The sequence below is a fragment of the Corynebacterium sp. MSK004 genome (assembly GCF_030232515.1).
GTDB classification, from domain to species: domain Bacteria; phylum Actinomycetota; class Actinomycetes; order Mycobacteriales; family Mycobacteriaceae; genus Corynebacterium; species Corynebacterium hesseae.
On record NZ_JASPKB010000005.1, the window covers coordinates 27,015 to 46,785 of the forward strand.

General features: G+C 59.8%; 18 protein-coding genes. 6 read left to right on the top strand and 12 right to left on the bottom strand.

Translation table 11 applies throughout. The annotated features are described in order from the left end of the window. Positions 1-207 precede the first annotated feature (207 nt). The 3 genes from QP999_RS06990 to QP999_RS07000 are packed head-to-tail and all read left to right on the top strand — an operon-like array spanning position 208 to position 3,877. Positions 208-741: a PH domain-containing protein gene (locus tag QP999_RS06990; protein WP_070683065.1), complete on the top strand. Its 534-nt coding sequence runs from the start codon at positions 208-210 to the stop codon at positions 739-741. A 2-nt stretch (positions 742-743) separates the two neighbouring features. Then, positions 744-2,597: a dihydroxy-acid dehydratase gene (gene ilvD / locus QP999_RS06995; RefSeq protein ID WP_284847964.1), complete on the top strand. Its 1,854-nt coding sequence runs from the start codon at positions 744-746 to the stop codon at positions 2,595-2,597. Positions 2,598-2,608: 11 nt separating this feature from the next. Then, entirely contained in the window at positions 2,609-3,877 is a 1,269-nt protein-coding gene (locus QP999_RS07000) for a glycosyltransferase 87 family protein (protein ID WP_284847965.1), read from the top strand. 111 nt (positions 3,878-3,988) lie between these two features. Here QP999_RS07000 and QP999_RS07005 read toward each other — a convergent pair whose 3' ends face one another. The 4 genes from QP999_RS07005 to QP999_RS07020 all read right to left on the bottom strand — a co-directional run bounded on the left by QP999_RS07005 (position 3,989) and on the right by QP999_RS07020 (position 6,757). Continuing rightward, a complete protein-coding gene (locus tag QP999_RS07005; protein WP_070683062.1) occupies positions 3,989-4,303 on the bottom strand; it encodes a transcriptional regulator in 315 nt (104 codons plus the stop codon). Next, entirely contained in the window at positions 4,300-4,737 is a 438-nt protein-coding gene (locus tag QP999_RS07010) for a hypothetical protein (RefSeq protein ID WP_070564297.1), read from the bottom strand. Before QP999_RS07010 ends, QP999_RS07005 begins: the two co-directional genes overlap by 4 nt. A 132-nt stretch (positions 4,738-4,869) precedes the next feature. Continuing rightward, complete coding sequence (locus tag QP999_RS07015) at positions 4,870-5,844, bottom strand: DoxX family protein (RefSeq protein ID WP_284847966.1); 975 nt, start codon at positions 5,842-5,844, stop codon at positions 4,870-4,872. 28 nt (positions 5,845-5,872) lie between these two features. After that, positions 5,873-6,757 carry a LysR family transcriptional regulator ArgP gene (locus QP999_RS07020; RefSeq protein ID WP_284847967.1) on the bottom strand — a complete coding sequence of 295 codons (885 nt, stop codon included), beginning with the start codon at positions 6,755-6,757 and terminating at the stop codon, positions 5,873-5,875. 70 nt (positions 6,758-6,827) lie between these two features. On the opposite strand from QP999_RS07020, the gene QP999_RS07025 reads away from it, so the two are divergent. Next, entirely contained in the window at positions 6,828-7,517 is a 690-nt protein-coding gene (locus tag QP999_RS07025; RefSeq protein WP_284847968.1) for a LysE/ArgO family amino acid transporter, read from the top strand. Here the strand turns inward: QP999_RS07025 and QP999_RS07030 are convergent. The 6 genes from QP999_RS07030 to QP999_RS07055 all read right to left on the bottom strand — a co-directional run bounded on the left by QP999_RS07030 (position 7,514) and on the right by QP999_RS07055 (position 15,852). Then, positions 7,514-8,938 carry a YkvI family membrane protein gene (locus tag QP999_RS07030; RefSeq protein ID WP_284847969.1) on the bottom strand — a complete coding sequence of 475 codons (1,425 nt, stop codon included), beginning with the start codon at positions 8,936-8,938 and terminating at the stop codon, positions 7,514-7,516. The two genes, QP999_RS07025 and QP999_RS07030, sit on opposite strands and share 4 nt — an antisense overlap. Positions 8,939-9,123: 185 nt before the next feature. After that, positions 9,124-10,179 (bottom strand): NAD(P)-dependent alcohol dehydrogenase, encoded by a 1,056-nt coding sequence (locus QP999_RS07035; protein ID WP_284847970.1) that lies wholly within the window; start codon positions 10,177-10,179, stop codon positions 9,124-9,126. 55 nt (positions 10,180-10,234) lie between these two features. After that, positions 10,235-11,740, bottom strand: coding sequence for an Asp-tRNA(Asn)/Glu-tRNA(Gln) amidotransferase subunit GatB (gatB, locus tag QP999_RS07040; RefSeq protein ID WP_284847971.1), 1,506 nt, complete (start codon positions 11,738-11,740; stop codon positions 10,235-10,237). 43 nt (positions 11,741-11,783) lie between these two features. Continuing rightward, complete coding sequence (locus tag QP999_RS07045; protein ID WP_284847972.1) at positions 11,784-13,382, bottom strand: aspartate:alanine exchanger family transporter; 1,599 nt, start codon at positions 13,380-13,382, stop codon at positions 11,784-11,786. Positions 13,383-13,421: 39 nt separating this feature from the next. Then, a complete protein-coding gene (locus tag QP999_RS07050) occupies positions 13,422-14,453 on the bottom strand; it encodes an ATP-dependent 6-phosphofructokinase (protein ID WP_070524457.1) in 1,032 nt (343 codons plus the stop codon). 22 nt (positions 14,454-14,475) lie between these two features. Then, positions 14,476-15,852, bottom strand: a complete 1,377-nt coding sequence (locus QP999_RS07055) for an MFS transporter (RefSeq protein WP_284847973.1) — start codon at positions 15,850-15,852, stop codon at positions 14,476-14,478. Between the two features lie 48 nt (positions 15,853-15,900). Between QP999_RS07055 and QP999_RS07060 the strand changes: the two genes are divergently transcribed. Next, positions 15,901-16,224, top strand: a complete 324-nt coding sequence (locus QP999_RS07060; protein ID WP_070524461.1) for a hypothetical protein — start codon at positions 15,901-15,903, stop codon at positions 16,222-16,224. Between the two features lie 224 nt (positions 16,225-16,448). Continuing rightward, the gene (locus QP999_RS07065; protein WP_284847974.1) at positions 16,449-17,726 is read left to right on the top strand and encodes an HNH endonuclease signature motif containing protein; all 1,278 of its coding nucleotides are present in this window, start codon (positions 16,449-16,451) and stop codon (positions 17,724-17,726) included. 204 nt (positions 17,727-17,930) lie between these two features. Here QP999_RS07065 and gatA read toward each other — a convergent pair whose 3' ends face one another. After that, on the bottom strand, positions 17,931-19,415 hold the full coding sequence (gene gatA / locus QP999_RS07070) for an Asp-tRNA(Asn)/Glu-tRNA(Gln) amidotransferase subunit GatA (RefSeq protein WP_070597056.1): 1,485 nt from the start codon (positions 19,413-19,415) through the stop codon (positions 17,931-17,933). Positions 19,416-19,417: 2 nt separating this feature from the next. Next, the gene (gene gatC / locus QP999_RS07075) at positions 19,418-19,720 is read right to left on the bottom strand and encodes an Asp-tRNA(Asn)/Glu-tRNA(Gln) amidotransferase subunit GatC (protein WP_070525257.1); all 303 of its coding nucleotides are present in this window, start codon (positions 19,718-19,720) and stop codon (positions 19,418-19,420) included. Positions 19,721-19,771 lie beyond the last annotated feature (51 nt).

Genomic DNA, 19,771 nt, shown 5'->3' on the forward strand with positions numbered 1-19,771 from the left:
ACGTCACTTGTGGACTCGCTACGGCTCGCGCCGCCCGGGTACTACTACGAGGTGAAGTCGAATAATGATCATGGGCTAAACTGTACACTGATAGAAACACCACCGCTGGCATTTACCCCCATTTTTGGGATCTTTTTCTCATTTTGCGAGATTGCACAGGTGGGGCGGTTCGCCACCGCGCCGCACAGTCAATTACGATGACCCACTATGACGTCCTCACACCCGCAGAACGCATCAACTCGTGCCGAACACCCCACGGCCGAAACGTTCAAGCCCACCCGCGAACATCTCCTCGGCATTGGCATCCTCGCCGCCATTGCATTTCTCAGCATTGGCTGGGCTCCGAAGTACCTCTTTTGGGTCCTCATCTTCCCGGTGCTGGCCATCTGGTGGGTTCTACGCGCACGCACCACCGTTGACGGCAAGGGCATCCACATCACCTATGGCTTCCGCGGCCCCAAGAACATCGCGTGGGGCGACTTCAAGGGAATCGGCTTCCAGCGCTCGCGGGCCTACGCCCGCACCACAAGCGGCAACAACTTCAACCTGCCGGGAGTGACCTTCAACTCCCTCCCCCGCCTTGCCGCCGCTTCCAATGGGCGCATCCCCGACGCATTGACTGCAGGCCGTGATGCTGCCGACGACAAGGTCATCATCGTCCACCGAGATGGCCAGCAAGTCCTCCTCACCAAGGAGGAATACGCCGAGTACCTCAAGAAACACCCCGAATTAAAGGAATAACCATGTACCCGCTCCGCTCCAAAGTCACGACTGTTGGCCGCCAGGCATCCGGTGCGCGCGCACTATGGCGCGCTACCGGCTCCAAGGAGAGTGACTTTGGCAAGCCAATCGTCGCTATTGCCAACTCCTTTACCCAGTTCGTCCCCGGCCACGTCCACCTCAAGAACGTCGGTGACATCGTGGCCGATGCCGTGCGCGAAGCCGGCGGTGTGCCCAAGGAATTCAACACCATTGCCGTCGACGATGGCATCGCCATGGGCCACGGCGGCATGCTGTACTCCCTTCCTTCGCGTGAGATCATCTCCGATTCCATCGAGTACATGGTCAACGCCCACACTGCCGACGCCCTAGTGTGCATCTCCAACTGCGACAAGATCACCCCGGGTATGTTGAACGCCGCGCTGCGCCTCAACATCCCCACCATCTTCGTCTCCGGCGGCCCGATGGAGGCCGGCAAGGCCGTTGTTGTCGATGGCGTGGCGCACGCGCCGACAGATCTGATTACGGCAATCACGGCGTCGGCCAGCGACGCCGTCTCCGACGAGGGCCTAACCCGCGTGGAGGAATCCGCCTGCCCCACCTGTGGTTCCTGCTCCGGCATGTTCACCGCCAACTCCATGAACTGCCTCACCGAAGCGCTCGGACTCGCACTGCCAGGCAACGGCACCACGCTAGCCACCCACAGCGCGCGCCGCGCTCTCTTTGAACAAGCAGGCCGCACCATCGTCGAGATGTGCCAGCGCTACTACGGCGAAGAAGACGACGCCGTTCTCCCGCGCTCCATCGCCACCAAGGAAGCTTTCACCAATGCCATGGCGCTGGACATGGCTATGGGTGGTTCCACCAACACCATCCTCCACACGCTGGCCGCCGCGCAGGAGGGCGAGGTGGACTTCACGCTGGAGGATATCAACGAGATTTCCTACCGCGTGCCTTGCCTGTCCAAGGTGGCGCCCAACGGCACCTACCACATCGAGGACGTGCACCGCGCCGGCGGCATCCCCGCCATTCTGGGCGAGCTGCGTCGCGCCGGCCACTTGAACCTCAAGGTCCATACCGCGCTCTACGACAACGCCGAGGAGTGGCTCGACGATTGGGATATCCGCGGTGGCAAGGCTACCGACGCTGCCCGCGAGCTCTTCTTCGCCGCCCCCGGCGGTGTGCGCACCACCGAGCCTTTCAGCCAATCCAATCGCTGGGATGAGCTCGACACGGACGCTGCCAATGGCTGCATCCACGACGCCGAGCATGCCTTCTCCTCCGACGGCGGCCTGGTCGTCCTGCGTGGCAACCTCGCCCCCAACGGGGCCATCGTCAAGGCAGCCGGCGTTGACGAGGAACTGTGGACCTTTACCGGCCCAGCCCGCGTGGTCGAATCCCAGGAAGAGGCCGTGTCCATCATCCTGAAAAAGGAGGTCCAGCCCGGCGATGTCATCGTCATCCGCTACGAGGGCCCCGCGGGCGGTCCCGGCATGCAGGAGATGCTGCACCCGACTTCCTTCCTCAAGGGTTCTGGCTTGGGCAAGGCCTGCGCCTTGATTACCGATGGCCGCTTCTCCGGCGGCACCTCCGGCCTGTCCATCGGACACATCTCCCCCGAGGCTGCCCACGGCGGCCTCATCGGCCTAGTGGAAAACGGGGATCCCATCACCATCAACATCCGCGAGCGCCAGCTCACCCTCGACGTGGACGAAGAAGTCTTGGAACGCCGTCGCGCCACCGAGGAGCAGCGTGAGAAGCCCTGGACGCCGAAGGACCGTAATCGCCCAGTCACCAAGGCACTGCGCGCCTACGCCAACATGGCCACCTCCGCTGACCGTGGTGCGGTGCGCGTGGTGGATGGTTACGTCAATTAGAGTATGGGGCGATGAATTTCGCCACTAACGCCGCAAGGCGCACACTTTTCACCGCCGCCGGGCTCATCATTGGCCTGGTGGGCGTCATCCGCCACGTCCTCCACACGGACTACCCTGTGGACATGATCATTTACCGTGAGGGCGTCCGCGCCTTCATGGAGGGCCGCTCGGTCTACTCGGAGCCCATGTACGCCGGGGATTTGGCGCTCCCCTTTATCTACCCGCCCTTCGGGGCACTGGTCATGGTGCCGCTGACAGCCTTTGACTGGATGAGTGACGCCCTGGCGGGCGATATCATGATCGTCCTCTCGGACGCCCTGGTCTTTGCGTGCCTCTACGCGATCTTCCGCGCACTCAAGGTGCCGCACCTGTGGCCCACCGTGGCGATCGCGTGGGCCGCGGCGATGTTCTTTGAGCCCATCCGCCTCAACAACGGTTTTGCGCAAATCAACATCGTCATCATGGCGTTGGTCATCTTCGATCTCGTCCCCCGCAAACGCAAACTTCCGCAGGGCTGGCTGATAGGCCTCGCGGCAGCCATCAAGATCACTCCCTTGGCCATGCTGCTCTACTTCCTGCTGCGCCGCGAGTGGAAGCCGATCCTCACAGCCTTCGCCTCCGCCGTCGTGGCCACCTTGCTGGCCGCGGCCTACCGCTGGGAGGCCTTTGTCGAATTCTTCAGCTCAAAGCTTCTCGATATGGGCAAGGGCGTAGACTTCGGTGTGGCCACGGACTATCAGTCCAATTCCTCGCTCAAGGGCGTCATCCAGCGACTCTTCACCTCCCAAGAGGCGATGGACAACCACGGCACGCTCATCAACATGCTGTGGCTGGTCGCAGCGCTCACGGTCATCGGCCTCGGCTCCGCACTCATCCTGGCTCAGATGCGGCGCGGCCTGCTTGTCGACGCCCACCTCACCACCGCCACAACCATGCTGCTCATCTCCCCCGTTTCGTGGTCCCACCACTGGGTGTGGCTGTCGCTCATCGTGCCGGTTCTGGTCTACCGCGCATGGTCCTGGCGGAATTCCACCTGGGTCGCCGGTAGCTTGCTGGCTGTGCTGGCCGCCTGGGTGGGCATGCTGCTCACCGTTCCGCCGAAGTGGTGGTTTGGTGACAGCATCGATGTCCACGCGATGCCGCTGTATCAGAAGTTCTTGGTCGATGACTTCGTGTGGCTAGCACTCCTCAGCTGCATTCTCTACGCCATCTGCCTCAAGGCTCGAGGCGCTCAATCCGACAAGCCACAAACCGAACTCGCTGCGGCCCAAACCAACTAAGCCCCGAAACGCAAAACTGCCCGTTCTGACAAAGTTGTGCGCCGCCACTGCAGCGCGAGGGAAAACTTTGGCAACATTGGCACCTCAGCGACGCCATACCATGCGCCCAACTCAGCCCTCAGCTAAATCCTTGAGTGCTGCCAAGTGACCGTCGAAGGCAATCTTGCCGTGCTCAGTCAATGCGACCCACACCGAGTCCTTAGCACGGCTGGTGCCATATTCGCGGAAGCGAGTCACGTAGCCGGCTTGTTCTAACGCTCCGAGCTGCTTGGACAGGGAGGCGTCGGAAAGCTCCGTGCGATCGCGCAACATAGCGAATTTCATCTCACGGTTGACGTCCCCACCCTGTGTGGCGCCAAAGGCATTGAGCGTGGCGCAAATCTTAAAGCGGTTGAGCGGGTGGATTATCGGATCGAGCTCACTCATCGCGGCATCCTATTCAGCGCACCGGTGTGCAACGTCCAAAAGACCGACAAACTGCACAGCACACCTGCGATGCACGAGGCAATAACGTGCCCTTCAACAAAGGGATTGAACAGTGCCGGCAGCATCATAAACCCCAATCCTGCGTAGAAGCGCCAGGTCACATTCCTGGAGGCGTGCGGATCAACCTTCTGACGCATCGAATCCCGCACCCCCGTGCGGTAAAAGAAGGCAAGACTCACCAAGAGCCCGAGTACAAGAAGCAGTCCACCAACAAGAACGAGAGGATGGACGTCATCCTTGATCCACATGTAGGCAAACCACGCGCCGTAAGCAGCCGATGCGAGCAAACTCAGCCAGATAGGCGGCCGCTTCGCCGCGGCTAGCTGTTGTTGCTCCTCAAATGCGAGTGCTTCTCGAACATCCTGATCGGACAAAACTAAAGCTCCCCTCCTGCGGCACCAAAGTCATTGTTTTCCATTACGGAAACCAACTTACTTTACGCAATGGCAAACAACAACAGTTGGTGTATAACTGCAGGCTGGGAGCTTAAGTAGGCGCTAAAACTCTTAGCTCAACGGGTTGACGCCAGCTCCAAACCACCAGATGGCCACGAGCGCGGCAACGCCAATGACGACAAAGACCCACGAGGTTGCCAGTGGGCGACGGGTCCAGGAGCGATTGAAGTCAAGGGAGATGAATCCCGGACCGGTGAACTGCAGGGCCACAGCGATAACAAAGAGCACCAGACCCAGCCAGACGCTCTCATTCCAGGCAAAGACATCCAACCCAGCACCGGAGGCATTGAGGCCGTGGATAGCAGAAAACCCAGTAACAATGAGGCCGAACATGGCCGCCAGCGGTGTAACTAGACCCAGAAGCAGGAAGGCGCCGGCAATGAGCTGGACGGTGGGCACGCCGATGGCCAAGGCCGCCGCCATGGTGTACTCACCGAACTCATTCTCCAAGCCTGACAGCCCCTCGTTGCCGCCGAGCTTAAAGAAGGTCGAAGCACCAGCCACGAGCAGGTAAACGCTGAGCGCCAGGCGCACGAAAAGTAGACCAAAGTCAATGGTGCCTCGGCGAGCCGACGAGTGCTTTTCTTCTACAGCCTCCGTCTCGGTTGAGGTGACTGGCTCAGCCGCAGGGTCAGCCACGGCAACGGCGCTGGGCTCTTCATCAGCCTCGGCCGCCGGCATGGCAGTCGTCTCCGTATCGGTTCCTGCCGTCGCCTCCGCGCGTGGGAAAGCAGTAGTTTCAGTTTCAGCATCTGCGGCAGCGCTATCGAAAGACAAGGAGTCGCGGGAAGCGCTCTCAAAGGTTTCGGTCTTGGCCTCAGGCTCTGCCTCAACGGCGGGCTCTTCGGCCTTCTTAGGCTTGATCACCTGCGGCTCGGCGCGCCCCGGGCGCTGGAAGAGGCTGCTCTTCTTCGGCTTTTCGGCCGCAGCTTCCGCGGGCGCGTTGTCCTTCACGGAGTCTTTGCCCGTGTAGGTCGGGATATCGTCATCAAAGTCGGTGGCTTTATCAGGAGTTTTATCGCTCATACCTCCAACTTAAGGCAGCACAGCACCCTTATGGTGCATCTTTACCGGCGCGGCGCGAAGCTAAAACCGCATGGCCAGCGTTTAAGACGTCTTCGGTGAGATCAGCAAGCAACTCCGACTCCAGCCGCCAGCGCTGCCAGTAGAGGTCGATGTCGAGCGGGAAGTCGTCGAGAAGCACTAGCTCCCCGGACTCCAGCAATGGCTGGGCCTGCAGGCGCGGCACCAAGCCCCAGCCCAGGCCGTAGCGCACGGCCTCCACATAGGACTCCGAGGAGGGAATCTGAGATACCCGTGCGCGCAGGACGTGCGAGTCGATGAAGCGCTCACGCATGGCGTCATCCAAGGTGGCGTCGTTCGGCCCGAAACCCACGATGGGCAGCGTCTCCCAGTCCTCAAAGGTCTCCGCCAGCTCCGGCGCAGCGACGGCAAAGTAGCGCATGGTACCGAGATACGTGGATTCGCAGCCAGAGACCGGCGTTTGCTCGCGAGTCACAGCTCCCAGAACGTCACCGCGGCGCAGCATCGCGAGCGTACGGGCCTCATCTTCGATGCGAATGCGCAGCGCCGCCTCACCGCGCTCGGCGGTGCGCTGGATTACAGGCCGAAACCACGTGGCCAGGGAATCCGAGTTGATGGCAACAGTCAGTGGCACGCGGGACAACCGCTCAGTAAGCCGCGCATCCGCTTCCGCCTGGACCAGCGCCATGCGCCGCGCGGCTTGGGCGACGATCTCCCCCGCCTCAGTCACGGTGACGGGGGTCCCGCGGCGCAGGAGGATGCGGCCCGTCGACACCTCCAGTGCCTTGATGCGCTGGCTCACGGCCGAGGGAGTGATTCCCAACACAGCCGCGGCACCCTCGAAGGAACCTTCATCGATGATGGCCAGCAGCGTTTCAGTATGGAGCGGGTTCATGAAGCAATATTAAACCAGATGTAGAACATTTAACTGGACTTCATATGTCGCTATACGCACACTAGAAGCCATGTCAGTATTGCTCGCAGGATTTGCGCTGGGCCTGTCCCTCATCATCGCCATCGGACCGCAAAATGCCTACATCATCAAGATGGGTATTAAACGCGACCATGTCGGCCCCATCCTATTGGCATGCTTGCTTTCCGACGTCATCCTGATCACCGGCGGCACCGCCGGCGTCGGCGTCCTTGTGGAGCGCTTCCCCACCGCGCTCGTCGTGGTGAAGTACCTCGGCGCGGCCTACCTCATCTACTTCGGCTTCACGTGCTTCCGCGATGCCTTCAAGAAGGAACAGGAAGCGCTTGTCATTGAGGAAACCGCACCGGTGGCCCAAGTGGTTGATGAGAATTCGGGTTCCTCTGGGACACCGGGGAACTCAGTGCTTACGAAGATCCGCCCCCGCATGCGCTCGAAATCCTGGGTCAAGCCCGTCCTCGGCGCATTGGCGCTGACGTGGCTCAACCCCTTAGCCTACGTCGACGCGCTGGTCATGCTGGGCTCCATTGCAAACCAGTACGGCGACCAGCGCTGGGTGTTCGCAGCCGGCGCCATCATGGCCAGCGCAGTGTGGTTCCCCTCCTTGGGCTTTGGCGCCTACAAGCTCTCCCACGTGCTGGCCAAGCCGACGACGTGGCGCGTCGTCAACATCGTCATCGGCTGCGTCATGTTTGCGCTAACAGCGAAGCTCTTGCTCCACTAGTTCTTCTGTGATTCCTCGGGGAGGTCCTCATCCTCGGCGGGGTCTCCCACCGCGCCGGTTTCTTCCACCCAGGCCTTGATCTCTTCGTCGCTGCGGTCCTGCTCCACGGCGTCGCGCTCGGTGTAATAGGAGTGATCGTTGCGGTTTTCTTCCCACTCTTCCTTGTCGAAATCGAGCTCCTCATCTGAATCCAGCTCATCAACAACATCGGAGACGAGATCCTCGAAGAGGGCTTCATCATCCATGTTGGAATCGGCGATCTGCTGACCAATCTCATCGTCGTAACGCGCTGCGTCATATTCCGAATCGGGGTGCAGCTTCAGGTGAAGCAGGGCGCGGATGCGCTCGCGGCGCAAGCCTTCATCCTTGATCTTGCCCAGGGAACGCAGCCATCCAACCACCAGGATGACGACGAGGACGATGCCCATGTAGCCCAGAACCGGGTACACATACTGCATGAGCGCCTTGAAGCCGGCGAAGGAAACCGCGAAACCTGCAAGGCAGCCGGCGATAAAGATGATGCGGTACTTGGACTCGTTGCCGGAGGACAAACGCTTACCCAGCGCATAGAACATGCCGATGGCCGTATTAAAGATCATCAGGTAGATGATGACTGCCATGATGACGCCAAGGACTGGGTGAACGTTGTCCACCAGGGTCAGCATCGGAATATCTGAATCGCCCACATTCTCCGCGTTCATCAGCAAGGAGAAACCAGCAATGGCCATGAGCACCGCGTAGACCGCGCCGCCTACAATGCCACCGACACCAGCCTCACGCGGGCTGATGTTATCGCCACCGATCACCAAGGACATCGATACAGCCAGAATGAGGGCGAGGCCGTTGTAGTTCAGCGCGGAGACCAACCAATTCGGGATCGGGGACTCAATCGCTTCAGAGGCGCTAATCGCCGCATCAACGCTCTCCGGCATGTGCAGCAAGGTATAGGTGCCCACGAAGAGAACGGCGATGATGATGGTCGGGGTCAAAAGGCCGATAACTTGGGAGACCTTGTCCACGTCGAACATACCCGTAACCATGACAAGCACGAGCATGAGCAACGAACCTACCCACGCAGGCCAACCGAACTGCTGCTCCATGTTGGAGCCAGCACCTGCCAGCATGACGAAGCCCACCGCAAATAGCGTGAGGATTACCGCGACATCAAGAATGCGCGAGATGATCGGGTGGGTAATGTTGCGGAAGACTTGGTTGTGTTCGCTGGCGTGGAAGTAGCTTCCTAGTTGGAGGAAGACTGTACCGGCAAGGGTCATGACCAAACCGGCAACCAGGATTCCCCACATGCCGGGAATACCGAAGGACGTAAAGTACTGGACAACTTCCTGTCCCGTGGCAAAGCCCGCACCCACGAGCAAGCCAATGAAGGACAAAGCGATGCCTACGACGTTTTTATAAGACACGTTTTCCTATCTGTTTTCTAGTTTCTTCTCTTTATGCTTTATGACTAGCGCATAAAAACGCGCCATACCTTTGATGAAGTACGGCGGCACACTACTACCACGGTACTCCATCATGACAGGAAAACATGTGTGCGGCCATGGAGAGCTTGCTCCAATGGCCGCTAAAGCATGAGGCGGCTCACCTCTTAATGCTCGGCAAACGTAGCGGTATCAATGACGAATCGGAACTTCACATCACCCGCAACGATGCGCTCATAGGCGGCATCGACGTCATCGACGCCGACCTTCTCAATGACCGCTCCCAGGCCGTGCTCGGCACAAAAGTCCAGCATTTCCTGGGTTTCTGCGATGCCGCCAATGTTGTTACCGGTGAGCACCTTGCCGCCGCCCACCAAGCGGTTGAGGCGCAGCGGGAGTGCCTCCGGTGGAAGGCCGACGACGGACATGATGCCGCGCGGCTTGAGTAAGCACAAATAGTCTTCGAGGTCATACTCGGCTGAGATGGTGGACAGAATGAGGTCGAACTCTCCGCGGTGGTTCTTAAAGAAGTTCTCTTCTTCTGTGGTGGCGAGGGTGCGGCTTGCCCCCAACTTTGAGGCTTCCTCCGCCTTGCGCGAAGTGCGCGAGATGACAGTGACATCTGCACCCTTGGCAGCGGCGATCTGGACACCCATGTGCCCCAAACCGCCGAGCCCCACGACGGCTACCTTTTGCCCTTCCTTAACATCCCAGCGAGCCAGCGGAGAGTACGTGGTAATTCCCGCGCACAGCAGGGGCGCGGCGACATCAAAGTCAAGGGCATCCGGTATACGCAGGACGAAGTCCTGATTCACCACGATCTTTTCCGCATAGCCGCCTTGAGTAATCGTACCGTCCACGTCGGTGGAGTTATAGGTGCCCACACCACCATTGAGACAGTTTTGCTCCATACCGGCTTGGCACTGCTCGCACTCGCCACAAGAATTCACCAAGCAGCCCACACCAACGCGGTCCCCCACCTTAAATTTGGTTACTTCCTCCCCCACGGCAGAAACCACGCCGGCGATTTCATGGCCCACCGTCAGCGGAAAGTGAGCCTCGCCCCACTCATTGCGGATGGTGTGAATATCCGAGTGGCAGATGCCGGCTGCCTTAATATCGATGACCACGTCGTCGGCGCGCGGGTCACGGCGCTGGATGGTCACGACCTCGAAGGGCTCGTTCGGGCCGGACTTCTGCAGTGCTTTGGTAGAAATAGTCATGGCGACCACGGTACCCCGTAGCCGCCTGACCTCGCCTAATGGAAATTTATACCAATTAGGAGAGCTTCTTCGCAATCAGCTTATTGACCTGTCCCGGGTCAGCCTTGCCCTGGGTAGCCTTCATGACCGCGCCAACGATGGCGCCGGTGACCTTCTTGTTGCCGGCCTTGTACTTCTCCACGATGTCCGGGTTCGCAGCCAGGGCATCATCGACGGCCTTCTCGATTGCGCCGTCATCGCGCACAACCTCGAGCCCGCGCTTGGCGACGACCTCGTCGACGTCGCCCTCACCGGCCAGCACGCCGTCAACTGCTTGGCGAGCCAGCTTGGTGGTCAGCTTGCCTTCCTTAACCAGCTCGACCACGCGGGCAACGTGGGCCGGGGTGATGTCGAGGGCACTCAGCTCGACGCCGGCTTCATTGGCCTTACCCGTCAGGTAAGAAACCCACCAGGAGCGGGCCTCGTCCGGGCTGGTTCCGGCTTCCACGGTTTCGATGATGAGATCCAAGGCACCGGCGTTGACCAGATCGCGCATCTCCTCGTCCTTGAGGCCCCACTCCTCTTGGATGCGGGCGCGGCGAATCCACGGCATCTCCGGCAGGGTTTGGCGGATTTCCTCAACCCACTCGCGGGAGACAATCACTGGCGGCAAGTCCGGGTCGTTGAAGTAGCGGTAGTCCTCCGCGGTCTCCTTCGGGCGGCCCTTCGAGGTGGAGCCATCCGTTTCCTGGTAGTGGCGGGTTTCTTGGACGATCTCGCCACCGTCGACAAGCACCTGCGCCTGGCGCTGCATCTCAAAGCGCACCGCCTGCTCGACAGAGCGCAAGGAGTTGATGTTCTTGGTTTCGGTACGGGTACCGAACTCCTCCTGGCCCACCGGGCGCAGCGACACGTTGGAATCCACGCGCATCGAACCCTGATCCATGCGGGCATCGGAGACCCCCAGCGCTGCGACGAGCTCGCGCAGTGCGGACACATAGGCGCGGGCAACCTCGGGGGCGCGCTCACCGGCGCCAATAATCGGCTTGGTCACAATCTCGATGAGCGGAATGCCCGCGCGGTTGCAATCCACCAGCGAGGAGGTCGCGCCATGGATACGGCCGTCGGCACCGCCCAAGTGGGTGAGCTTTCCGGTGTCCTCTTCCATGTGGGCGCGCTCAATCTCTACGCGCCACTCGGTGCCGTCATCGAGGACGACGTCAAGGTAGCCGTCGTATGCAATCGGCTCATCATACTGAGAGATCTGATAGTTCTTCGGCTGATCCGGGTAGAAGTAATTCTTGCGGGCAAAGCGCGACGATTCCGCAATCTTGCAGTTCAGCGCCAGACCGATCTTGATGGCGCCTTCCACGCCCTTTGAATTCACCACCGGCAATGCTCCGGGCAGACCCAGCGAAACCGGGTCCACGTTGGAATTGGGGGCTGCGTTGAAGTTCGTGGGAGAGGTGGAGAACATCTTGGTTTCCGTATTGAGCTCCACGTGAACTTCCATGCCCATTACGGGTTCGAACTTTTCCAGGACCTCGTCGTAGTCCATCAGGTCATACATCGCAGCAGTCATGCGTGCCATCTTAGTATGTCAACGCGACACCGTGCGCAACCGCCTAACCCAACAAGGTGATGCCGTGCGTAATAAGAATTTTGGCAATCATGGCCGCTGGATACACCATGGCATAGCCCAAGGACACACGCTGATCAGTGCTCGTCCGATTATTCACAAAAGCGAGAACTGCCGGTTGAGTCTGAGCTCCGGCCATAGCACCCGCCGTCTTTGTAGCGCCGACGCGCAGGAATCGGCGCATCACAAGGGCAAACCCGAATGCGACCAGCGTTGTGATGATGATGCCAAGGAGAAGAATCTTCCACCACGCGCCGCCTGTAAAGGCACCGGCGATCTCCCCGCCCGCATTCGTTCCGGCTTGGGCCAAGAAGAGCAACAGTCCGAGCTCGGAAAGAATCGTGTTGGCTGAGTGCGGCAATGCGGTCACTGTATTGCCGATTCGCCCAATCCGCGCCATGACCAACGCGACGATGAGAACGCCGGCGGCAGCACCGAGGTTGAAGGAAGATCCGCCCGGAAGCGGGATATCGATATGCCCTACAAAGATGCCAAGGGCCAAGCCGAGGCCGAGGGATACGGGGTTGATATCGGTTAGGCCTTGCGAAGAATCCCCAAGAAAGTTTGAGATCTCGCGCAGCGACTTCTTTGAGCCCACGACGCGCACGCGATCTCCCAGCTCCACGATGTGTTCGGGGATAGCAACCTGATCGTTGTCCGCACGGCGAACGCGCGAAATGCGCGCGCCCCACCGGTCAGACAGCTGGTTGTTCAGCTCCGCAATAGTCAGGCCAGCCAAGCTGTGCTCGGAGATAGTAATGCGACGAAAGTCTAGCTCGTGGCGGTCATCGTTGAGGATCTGCGGGGATTCACGGCCAGCGCGCTCAATGATATTGTCCAGATCTTCCGGGGCACCGACGAGCGTGACCACATCACCTGGGTGCAACACATCGAAAAACTTCGGCAGGACGATATCATTGCTGCCGACGCGCCGCAGGCGGGTCACTTGCACTTCCCCGTTGCCGATGTCTGCAATCTCTGCCACCGCGATTTCTCTCAGAATCTGCATGTGCTGGCGCGTGACGGGTGACAGGCTGTCGTCGTCATTCCCGGCGTCGCGAAGCACGAGCACCGTGGCCGCGAGCATGCCGATGACGCCGAATAAGTAAGACACCGCGTAGCCCACGGTTGCTGCGCCGGGATCACCCGTAGCTTCCGACGCCGCCGCCAACGCGGGGGTATTCGTCACAGCGCCGGCAAAAGTACCCGCGATGGTGGCATTCGATAGCCCAAAAACATAAGTGCCCAACCCCCACGCGGCAAGCGCCGCGACGATGAAGACTCCAATCATCGACAGCACTGGGCCCGTCGCCGTTTTTAGCGACTTAAAGAAGGACACCCCAGAATTATTGCCAATGCCAAAGGCAAAGAGCACCAAGCCGAGCATTCCCAGAATGGGAGGTACGGAGGCCTCCACACCAACGGCGGAGGCAGCCGCCGAAAAAGCAATACCGAGGAAGAGAACGGCGGCCGCCCCTAAGCTAATTCCCCGGGTTTTGATGCCGCCGAGCGCCATGCCGATGCCAATCAGCAAAAACACCAACAGGACCGGCTGCTCAGCAAGGAAAGCTAATACGCTTGTCATCGAAACCTTTATTAACTATGGGCGACCTTGTCGCAGCGTTTAACCGAAGAGGGCTTGCGCGTTGGCATAACGCTTTGCCGGAACCACCTTCAGCTTGCCCACGGCATCCTCGAGCGGGACGAGATCGATGTTTTCACCGTGGAGGGCGACGCACATTCCGGACTGACCATTGTGCGCAGCACGGGCGGCGTGGGTGCCGTAACGGGTTGCCAGGACGCGGTCATACGCCGTCGGCGTGCCGCCGCGCTGGATGTGGCCGAGGACCGTCGTGCGCACGTCGTAACCAGTGCGCTTCTTGATCTCATCACCGATGACCTGGCCAATTCCGTTGAAGGTCTGGTGACCAAACTGATCGACACCGCCCGCTTCGAAGTCCATGGTGCCTTCCTTGGGAAGTGCGCCTTCGGCGACGCAGATGATGCCATACTTCTCACCCATCTGGAAGCGGCGTTCCATCGCCTTGGTGATATCTGCGATATCGAATGGGACCTCGGGGATCACCGTGTAGTGCGCGCCGCCAGCCATGCCTGCATGCAGCGCAATCCACCCAACGTGGCGGCCCATGACCTCCACGATGAGGATGCGGTTGTGGGACTCAGCAGTGGTGTGGAGGCGGTCAATCGCATCGGTGGCCACGGACACGGCCGTGTCGAAACCGAAGGTGTAGTCCGTTGCATTGACGTCGTTATCGATGGTCTTTGGCACGCCGACAACTGGGATACCGTTGTCAGAAAGCCACTTAGCACCCTTGAGAGTTCCCTCGCCGCCAATGGCGACGAGCGCATCAACCTCAGCATCGGCCATATTGGCCTTGATGGTGTCCAGCCCAGCCTTGAACTTATCTGGGTGGAGGCGGCCAGTACCAAGGATGGTTCCGCCGCGAAGGAGGATGCGGTCAATTTCAGCGTCGTCATAAAGGTCACGGCGTCGGTCTTCCATCAGACCAACCCAGCCGTCCTCGTAGCCGACGACCGTATCGCCGAACTCGTTGGATGCGGTGCGAACGACCGCGCGGATAACAGCATTCAGACCGGGGCAATCACCACCGGATGTCAGTACAGCAAGACGCATGACATCCAATCTACTCGCTTCCCTATTGGCTCGCAGTCTCCACACCAGCGTGCAGGGTATCCCGGAAGAAGAGCGACGCAATGCACCCGACGAAAAGGATCGCAACGATAGCGACCAGAGAGTCCGCCGCGCCGGCGACCTGCATGACTGCTGATACACCGGCCACACCAATCACCGAGCCCACCTGTCGCGATGTGTTATAGACACCGGAAGCAGCTCCCATGAGATGTGCATCAATATCGCGCATCGTCGTCGCGGCATTGGATCCCCAAATAAAGGACTGTCCCGCCCCCAAGGCCGCACATGGCAGGCTTAGCCACCACCCCGAAACACCCGCGTGCATGAGGAACCACAGCACGGCGAAAGTGGCAATCAAAATGCCGAATCCCGTGAGCGCTAATAGTCGCGGATGCAGCCTATCTGCCAAAATGCCCGCTAGTGGTGACACACACAAAGAAACCAGAGCCATCGGCGTGACGATCATTCCGGCATCTCCCGCCGATATCCCCTCCTCGACCTGCAACCACATCATGATCGGAATCATCATCGACGCAGCCATAAAGCCCATGGACACGATGGCCACCGTGCCCACGGAGTAGTTACGGTCCTTAAACAACCCAAGCGGAACGAGCGCTGCCGCCCCACGGGCTGATTGCAGGCGCACGAAGAGAGCCATTCCGACAATTCCGGCGACGAGGAGGGCCCAAATCCACCACGGCCAGCCAGTCTCTGGCCCTTGTTGCACCGCAAAGACGAAGCAGGTCAACGCGACAAACGACGCCCCTACCGACGCGAATTCAATCCTTCCGGTCGCCGTCGGCAAGGCAGGCACCCACAGGCCGGAAAGTACAATCGCTGCAATGACAATGGGAATGTGGATCCAAAAGACCGCCTGCCACCCAAACGCGGCTACGACGAAGCCTCCCACTAGCGGTCCAGCAAGAGTGGCCAGCGAACCCACCACGCCCCAGGCACCCAGCGCACGGCCGCGCCGCTCACGAGGGAAAACACGGTTGATCACCGCCATGGTCTGCGGCATCTGAATGGAGGCACCTAGACCTTGTAGCGACCGCGCGGCGATGAGAAACTCTACGGATGGCGCCAGCGCACAAAGCAGTGCACCAAGGCCAAAGAGTCCGTTGCCGAGCTGAAACATTCGCTTCTGCCCGTAAATATCCCCTAGCCTTCCAGTAAACAGGAGGGGCACGACCACGGCGAGCAAATAGATGGCGGAGACCCACAGCACCTGATTGACGTCGGCGTTGAACTCACGACGGACGTCGGGAAGCGCAACGGCAATCATGGATTGGTCGAGCAACGACATGAAAAAGCCGAGTGACAGCGCCGCCATGGCGAGCCAAGCTTGCTTTTCTGACGTGGGCGTTGCTGCGTGATTCATGGAGGGAAGTCTAGCCACCGCCCATGCAGGCGGCCTAAACTGAAGCGCATGGGAATGATTGACATCAAGAAACCACAGGACGTATCGACGGCCGCGACCGTCTCTCTGGGTCTCATTGGCGGTTGGCTCACAGCTCGGGAAACTGGAATCCGCCCGCTTGGCGGCGTAGTGCTCGCCGCCGCTGGCGTCTGGGCCGGACGCAGCTGGTGGGCTAAGACGAACCCAGCCACTACGGCCGGCCTGGCTGCTCTATACACCGGCGCGTTTGGCCTCTCTCACCCGCTGGCTAAGAAGATTGGCTCCTGGCCGGCAGTCCTGGCCGTCACCGCCGCAAGCGCTGGCGCTGCCTACGCGCTTTCCGACGCCCAGTAGATCCCCACGCCCCACGTGCCGCCAACAACGCGCGTGGGGATTTGATTGTTTTCTCCCCCCCTACTACGCCCTATCGAACCTCCTGGCTAACATGGTGCCGCTACCCCCGTTTATAGTAGCGACTTGACGTGAATTCACTACTGGCTATGGCTATGTGCGGTGAGGGTCGGTAGAATCATTGTTAGAACATTTCTTCTAACTCATTTTTCTCGGGGGAGACATTCATGACTACCACCGCCACGCACCCTTCAACCTCCTCTTCTTTCTTCTTCTCAACAACGAATCCGAATAATCCACACGCTATAGCCCGCGCGGCAGCCCGCCGCGCTATCTACAACACCTGGGTTGGTGCTATGCCCAGCCTGCAGGCTGATATCAACACCACCGCTTTAAGCTTGGTGGCTGCCTGGTCACTGCCGGAAGGCCACATCAAAGCAGGTCTGCGTGCTATCCACCGGCTTGATAGCCTGCCGAAAGTCAAAGCCATACAAGACACCTTGTGCCTGCTGGACATTGAGTCCTTGATTGCTATTGACCAACCCATGTCAGCCCTGACGGCCCTGACGGATGAAACCCTGGATTTTATCGACACCATCCTGGCTGACTTCTTCACCCCTTCGAAACCCAATCAGGCTTTTCCTACCCGCAGCCAAATCAGGCGCAAAGTCCGCGACATCTGTAAAACCCTGGACGACTCCATTGCTTTTCGCGACACCCGCCCCAAAGACACCTACCGTTTCTCCTCCAACGGAACCTCTGCCTGGCTGGAACTCCAGGTTGGGGAAGACACCGGCATTAAACTCGATGCCTTCATCCACACAGCCGCCGCAAAAGAAGGAATCACTGTTGCTGAAGCGGTCATCAAACTCTTAAGCGGCGAAATACAACCACCAGCCACCGTAGTTTTACACACCTACCAAGCCTGCGATATTGAGAATGCCCCGACCTTCATTGAAGGCTTTGGCTGGCGGCAAGAGGCTATGCCGCATGATAAAACCCGGGACTTAACCGGCGAGGTAGCCGAAGCAGACGGCTACCAGCCAGGTGTTGTCATGCGCAAACACGTCGAAGGCCGCGACGGGACCTGCCGGGTCGGCGGGTGTGAAGAGCCAGCCTTTCTTACCCAGCTTGACCACCGGCACAACTGGGCTGAAGGCGGGCCAACCCATCCGAAGAACCTGGCATGCTTATGCCAAGGACACCACAATATGAAAACCGATGGCACCTTAAAATACCTGCTGGACCCCTACAGTGGGGATGTTATCTGGCTTTTCGCCGACGGTACCTGGACCATCAACGAAGCAGAAGGACCCCTGGCACCAAAACAAAAACGGTGGGCGCAAACAGTCGCCCAACACATCACCGCCACCAGGAAACGTGTGCGCGAACAAGCCCAACACCTCAAACAAGAACTCGACGACTACGCACAACAACAAGCCAAAGCTAAAGCCGAAACCCAGACCAACACCGACACTGACAACGGCGAGGACATCCCCTTCTAAACCCCGTCGATTCAAACGACGACGATGACGAAGAACAGGGGCCTAGCCTTCGTCGAATCAAACGACGACACCACTCCAAACAACCGAAAGGACAAGAAGCCAAGAACACATCCACCGTCGAATAAAACGACGAAGACCGGCGGCCTCCCACGTTTCCGTGAAAGGTCACCGGCTGAGGAGCACTACAAGGTGCAGTTCTGTGCGCTACTTGCGCCCTGCTTCGTAGGCGGCACCAACCTTGTACAGGCGGTCATCCTTGAACGCCGGAGCCATGATCTGCAGGCCGGTCGGCAGATTGGTGTCAGACGCCAAGCCGGAGGGTACAGACATGCCGCACACGCCGGCAAGGTTCAGCGGCAGGGTGCAGAGGTCGAAGTTGTACATCTCCATCGGATCCTCAACCTTCTCCCCCAGCTTGAAGGCCGTGGTCGGCGTGGTCGGGGAAACAAGGACATCGACCTGTTCGAAAGCGCGCTCAAAGTCCTGTGCAATGAGGGTGCGCACACGCTGTGCTTGAAGGTAGTAGGCGTCGTAATATCCGACGGATAGCGCGTAGGTACCCAGCATGATGCGGCGCTTAACCTCAGGACCAAAGCCAGCAGCGCGGGACAGAGACATAACCTCTTCCGCGGAGTGGGTTCCGTCATCGCCCACACGCAGGCCGTAGCGCATGCCGTCGAAGCGGGCCAGGTTGGAGGAGACCTCACACGGCATGATGAGGTAGTACGCAGCTAGTGCATCGTCGAAGTGCGGGCAGTCAACCTCGACGATCTCCGCGCCCTGGTTCTTCAACTGCTCAACCGCAGCGTGGTAGGCCTCCATCACGCCCGGCTGCCAGCCGTCGCGCTCGAATTGCTTGATCAGGCCAACCTTGACGCCGGAAAGGTCGCCATTGGCGCCTTCCTTAGCGGCGGCGACTACCGGGGCAACCGGCTTATCCACGGAGGTGGCATCAAAAGAATCGTGTCCAGCAATGATTTCGTGCAGCAGTGCGGTATCCAGAACCGTGCGGGCAGTCGGACCTGCCTGGTCCAGAGAGCTTGCAGCTGCGATGAGGCCGTAACGCGACACCGTGCCGTACGTCGGCTTGACACCAACGGTGTTGGTCAGTGCAGCAGGCTGGCGGATCGAGCCACCAGTGTCAGTACCGATACCCAGCGGGGCCTGGCCCGAGGCAAGAGCCGCAGCAGTGCCGCCGCCGGAGCCGCCCGGAGTGCGCTCTGTGTCGTAGGGGTTGTGGGCTGGACCGTAGGCGGAGTTCTCATTGGAGGAACCCATTGCGAACTCATCGAGGTTCGTCTTACCCAGAATCGGGATACCTGCCTCGCGCAGCTTGGTCACCAGCGTGGCGTCATAAGGTGACACCCAGCCCTCCAGCATTTTGGAGGCGGCGGTCGTGGGGGCGTCGGTAGTAACGAGCAGATCCTTGAGCGCCAGCGGCACGCCAGCCAAGGCAGAGGCGGGTTCTTCGCCGGCGTCGAGGGACTTATCGACGGCGTCGGCAGCCGCCAGTGCTTCCTCCGCGCCAACATGGAGGAAGGCGTTGAGCTCGCCATCGGTCTCCGCGATGCGATCCAAGAATGCCTGAGTAACTTCGCGGGAGGTGAGCTCACGGGAGTGAATCTTCTCAGCCAGCTCGGCGGCGGTCAGTGCGGTAATGCCCTCGGTGGGCGCAATGAATTGTGCCATTCTTATTCGTCTCCTCCACCCAGAATCTGCGGAACCATGAAGCGGTCATCTTCAGCTGCCGGCGCTTGGTCCAGGGCCTGCTCGGCGGTGAGGGTGCGCACAATAACGTCCTCACGCATTGGAGCATGTACGGAGTGCGGGTGCGACATTGGCTCCACACCTTCAGCCTCGACCTTGCCCACCGCGGACACCGAGTCCACGATTTCGTCGATCTGCGCGGCGAACTGCTTCAGTTCTTCCTCGCTCAGGGCCAATCGCGACAGCTTTGCCAAGTGCGCGACCTCGTCACGCGAAATATCAGACACGCGAACTCCATCCTTTTATTCATTGAGACGGTTGATAGCTAAGCACCCATG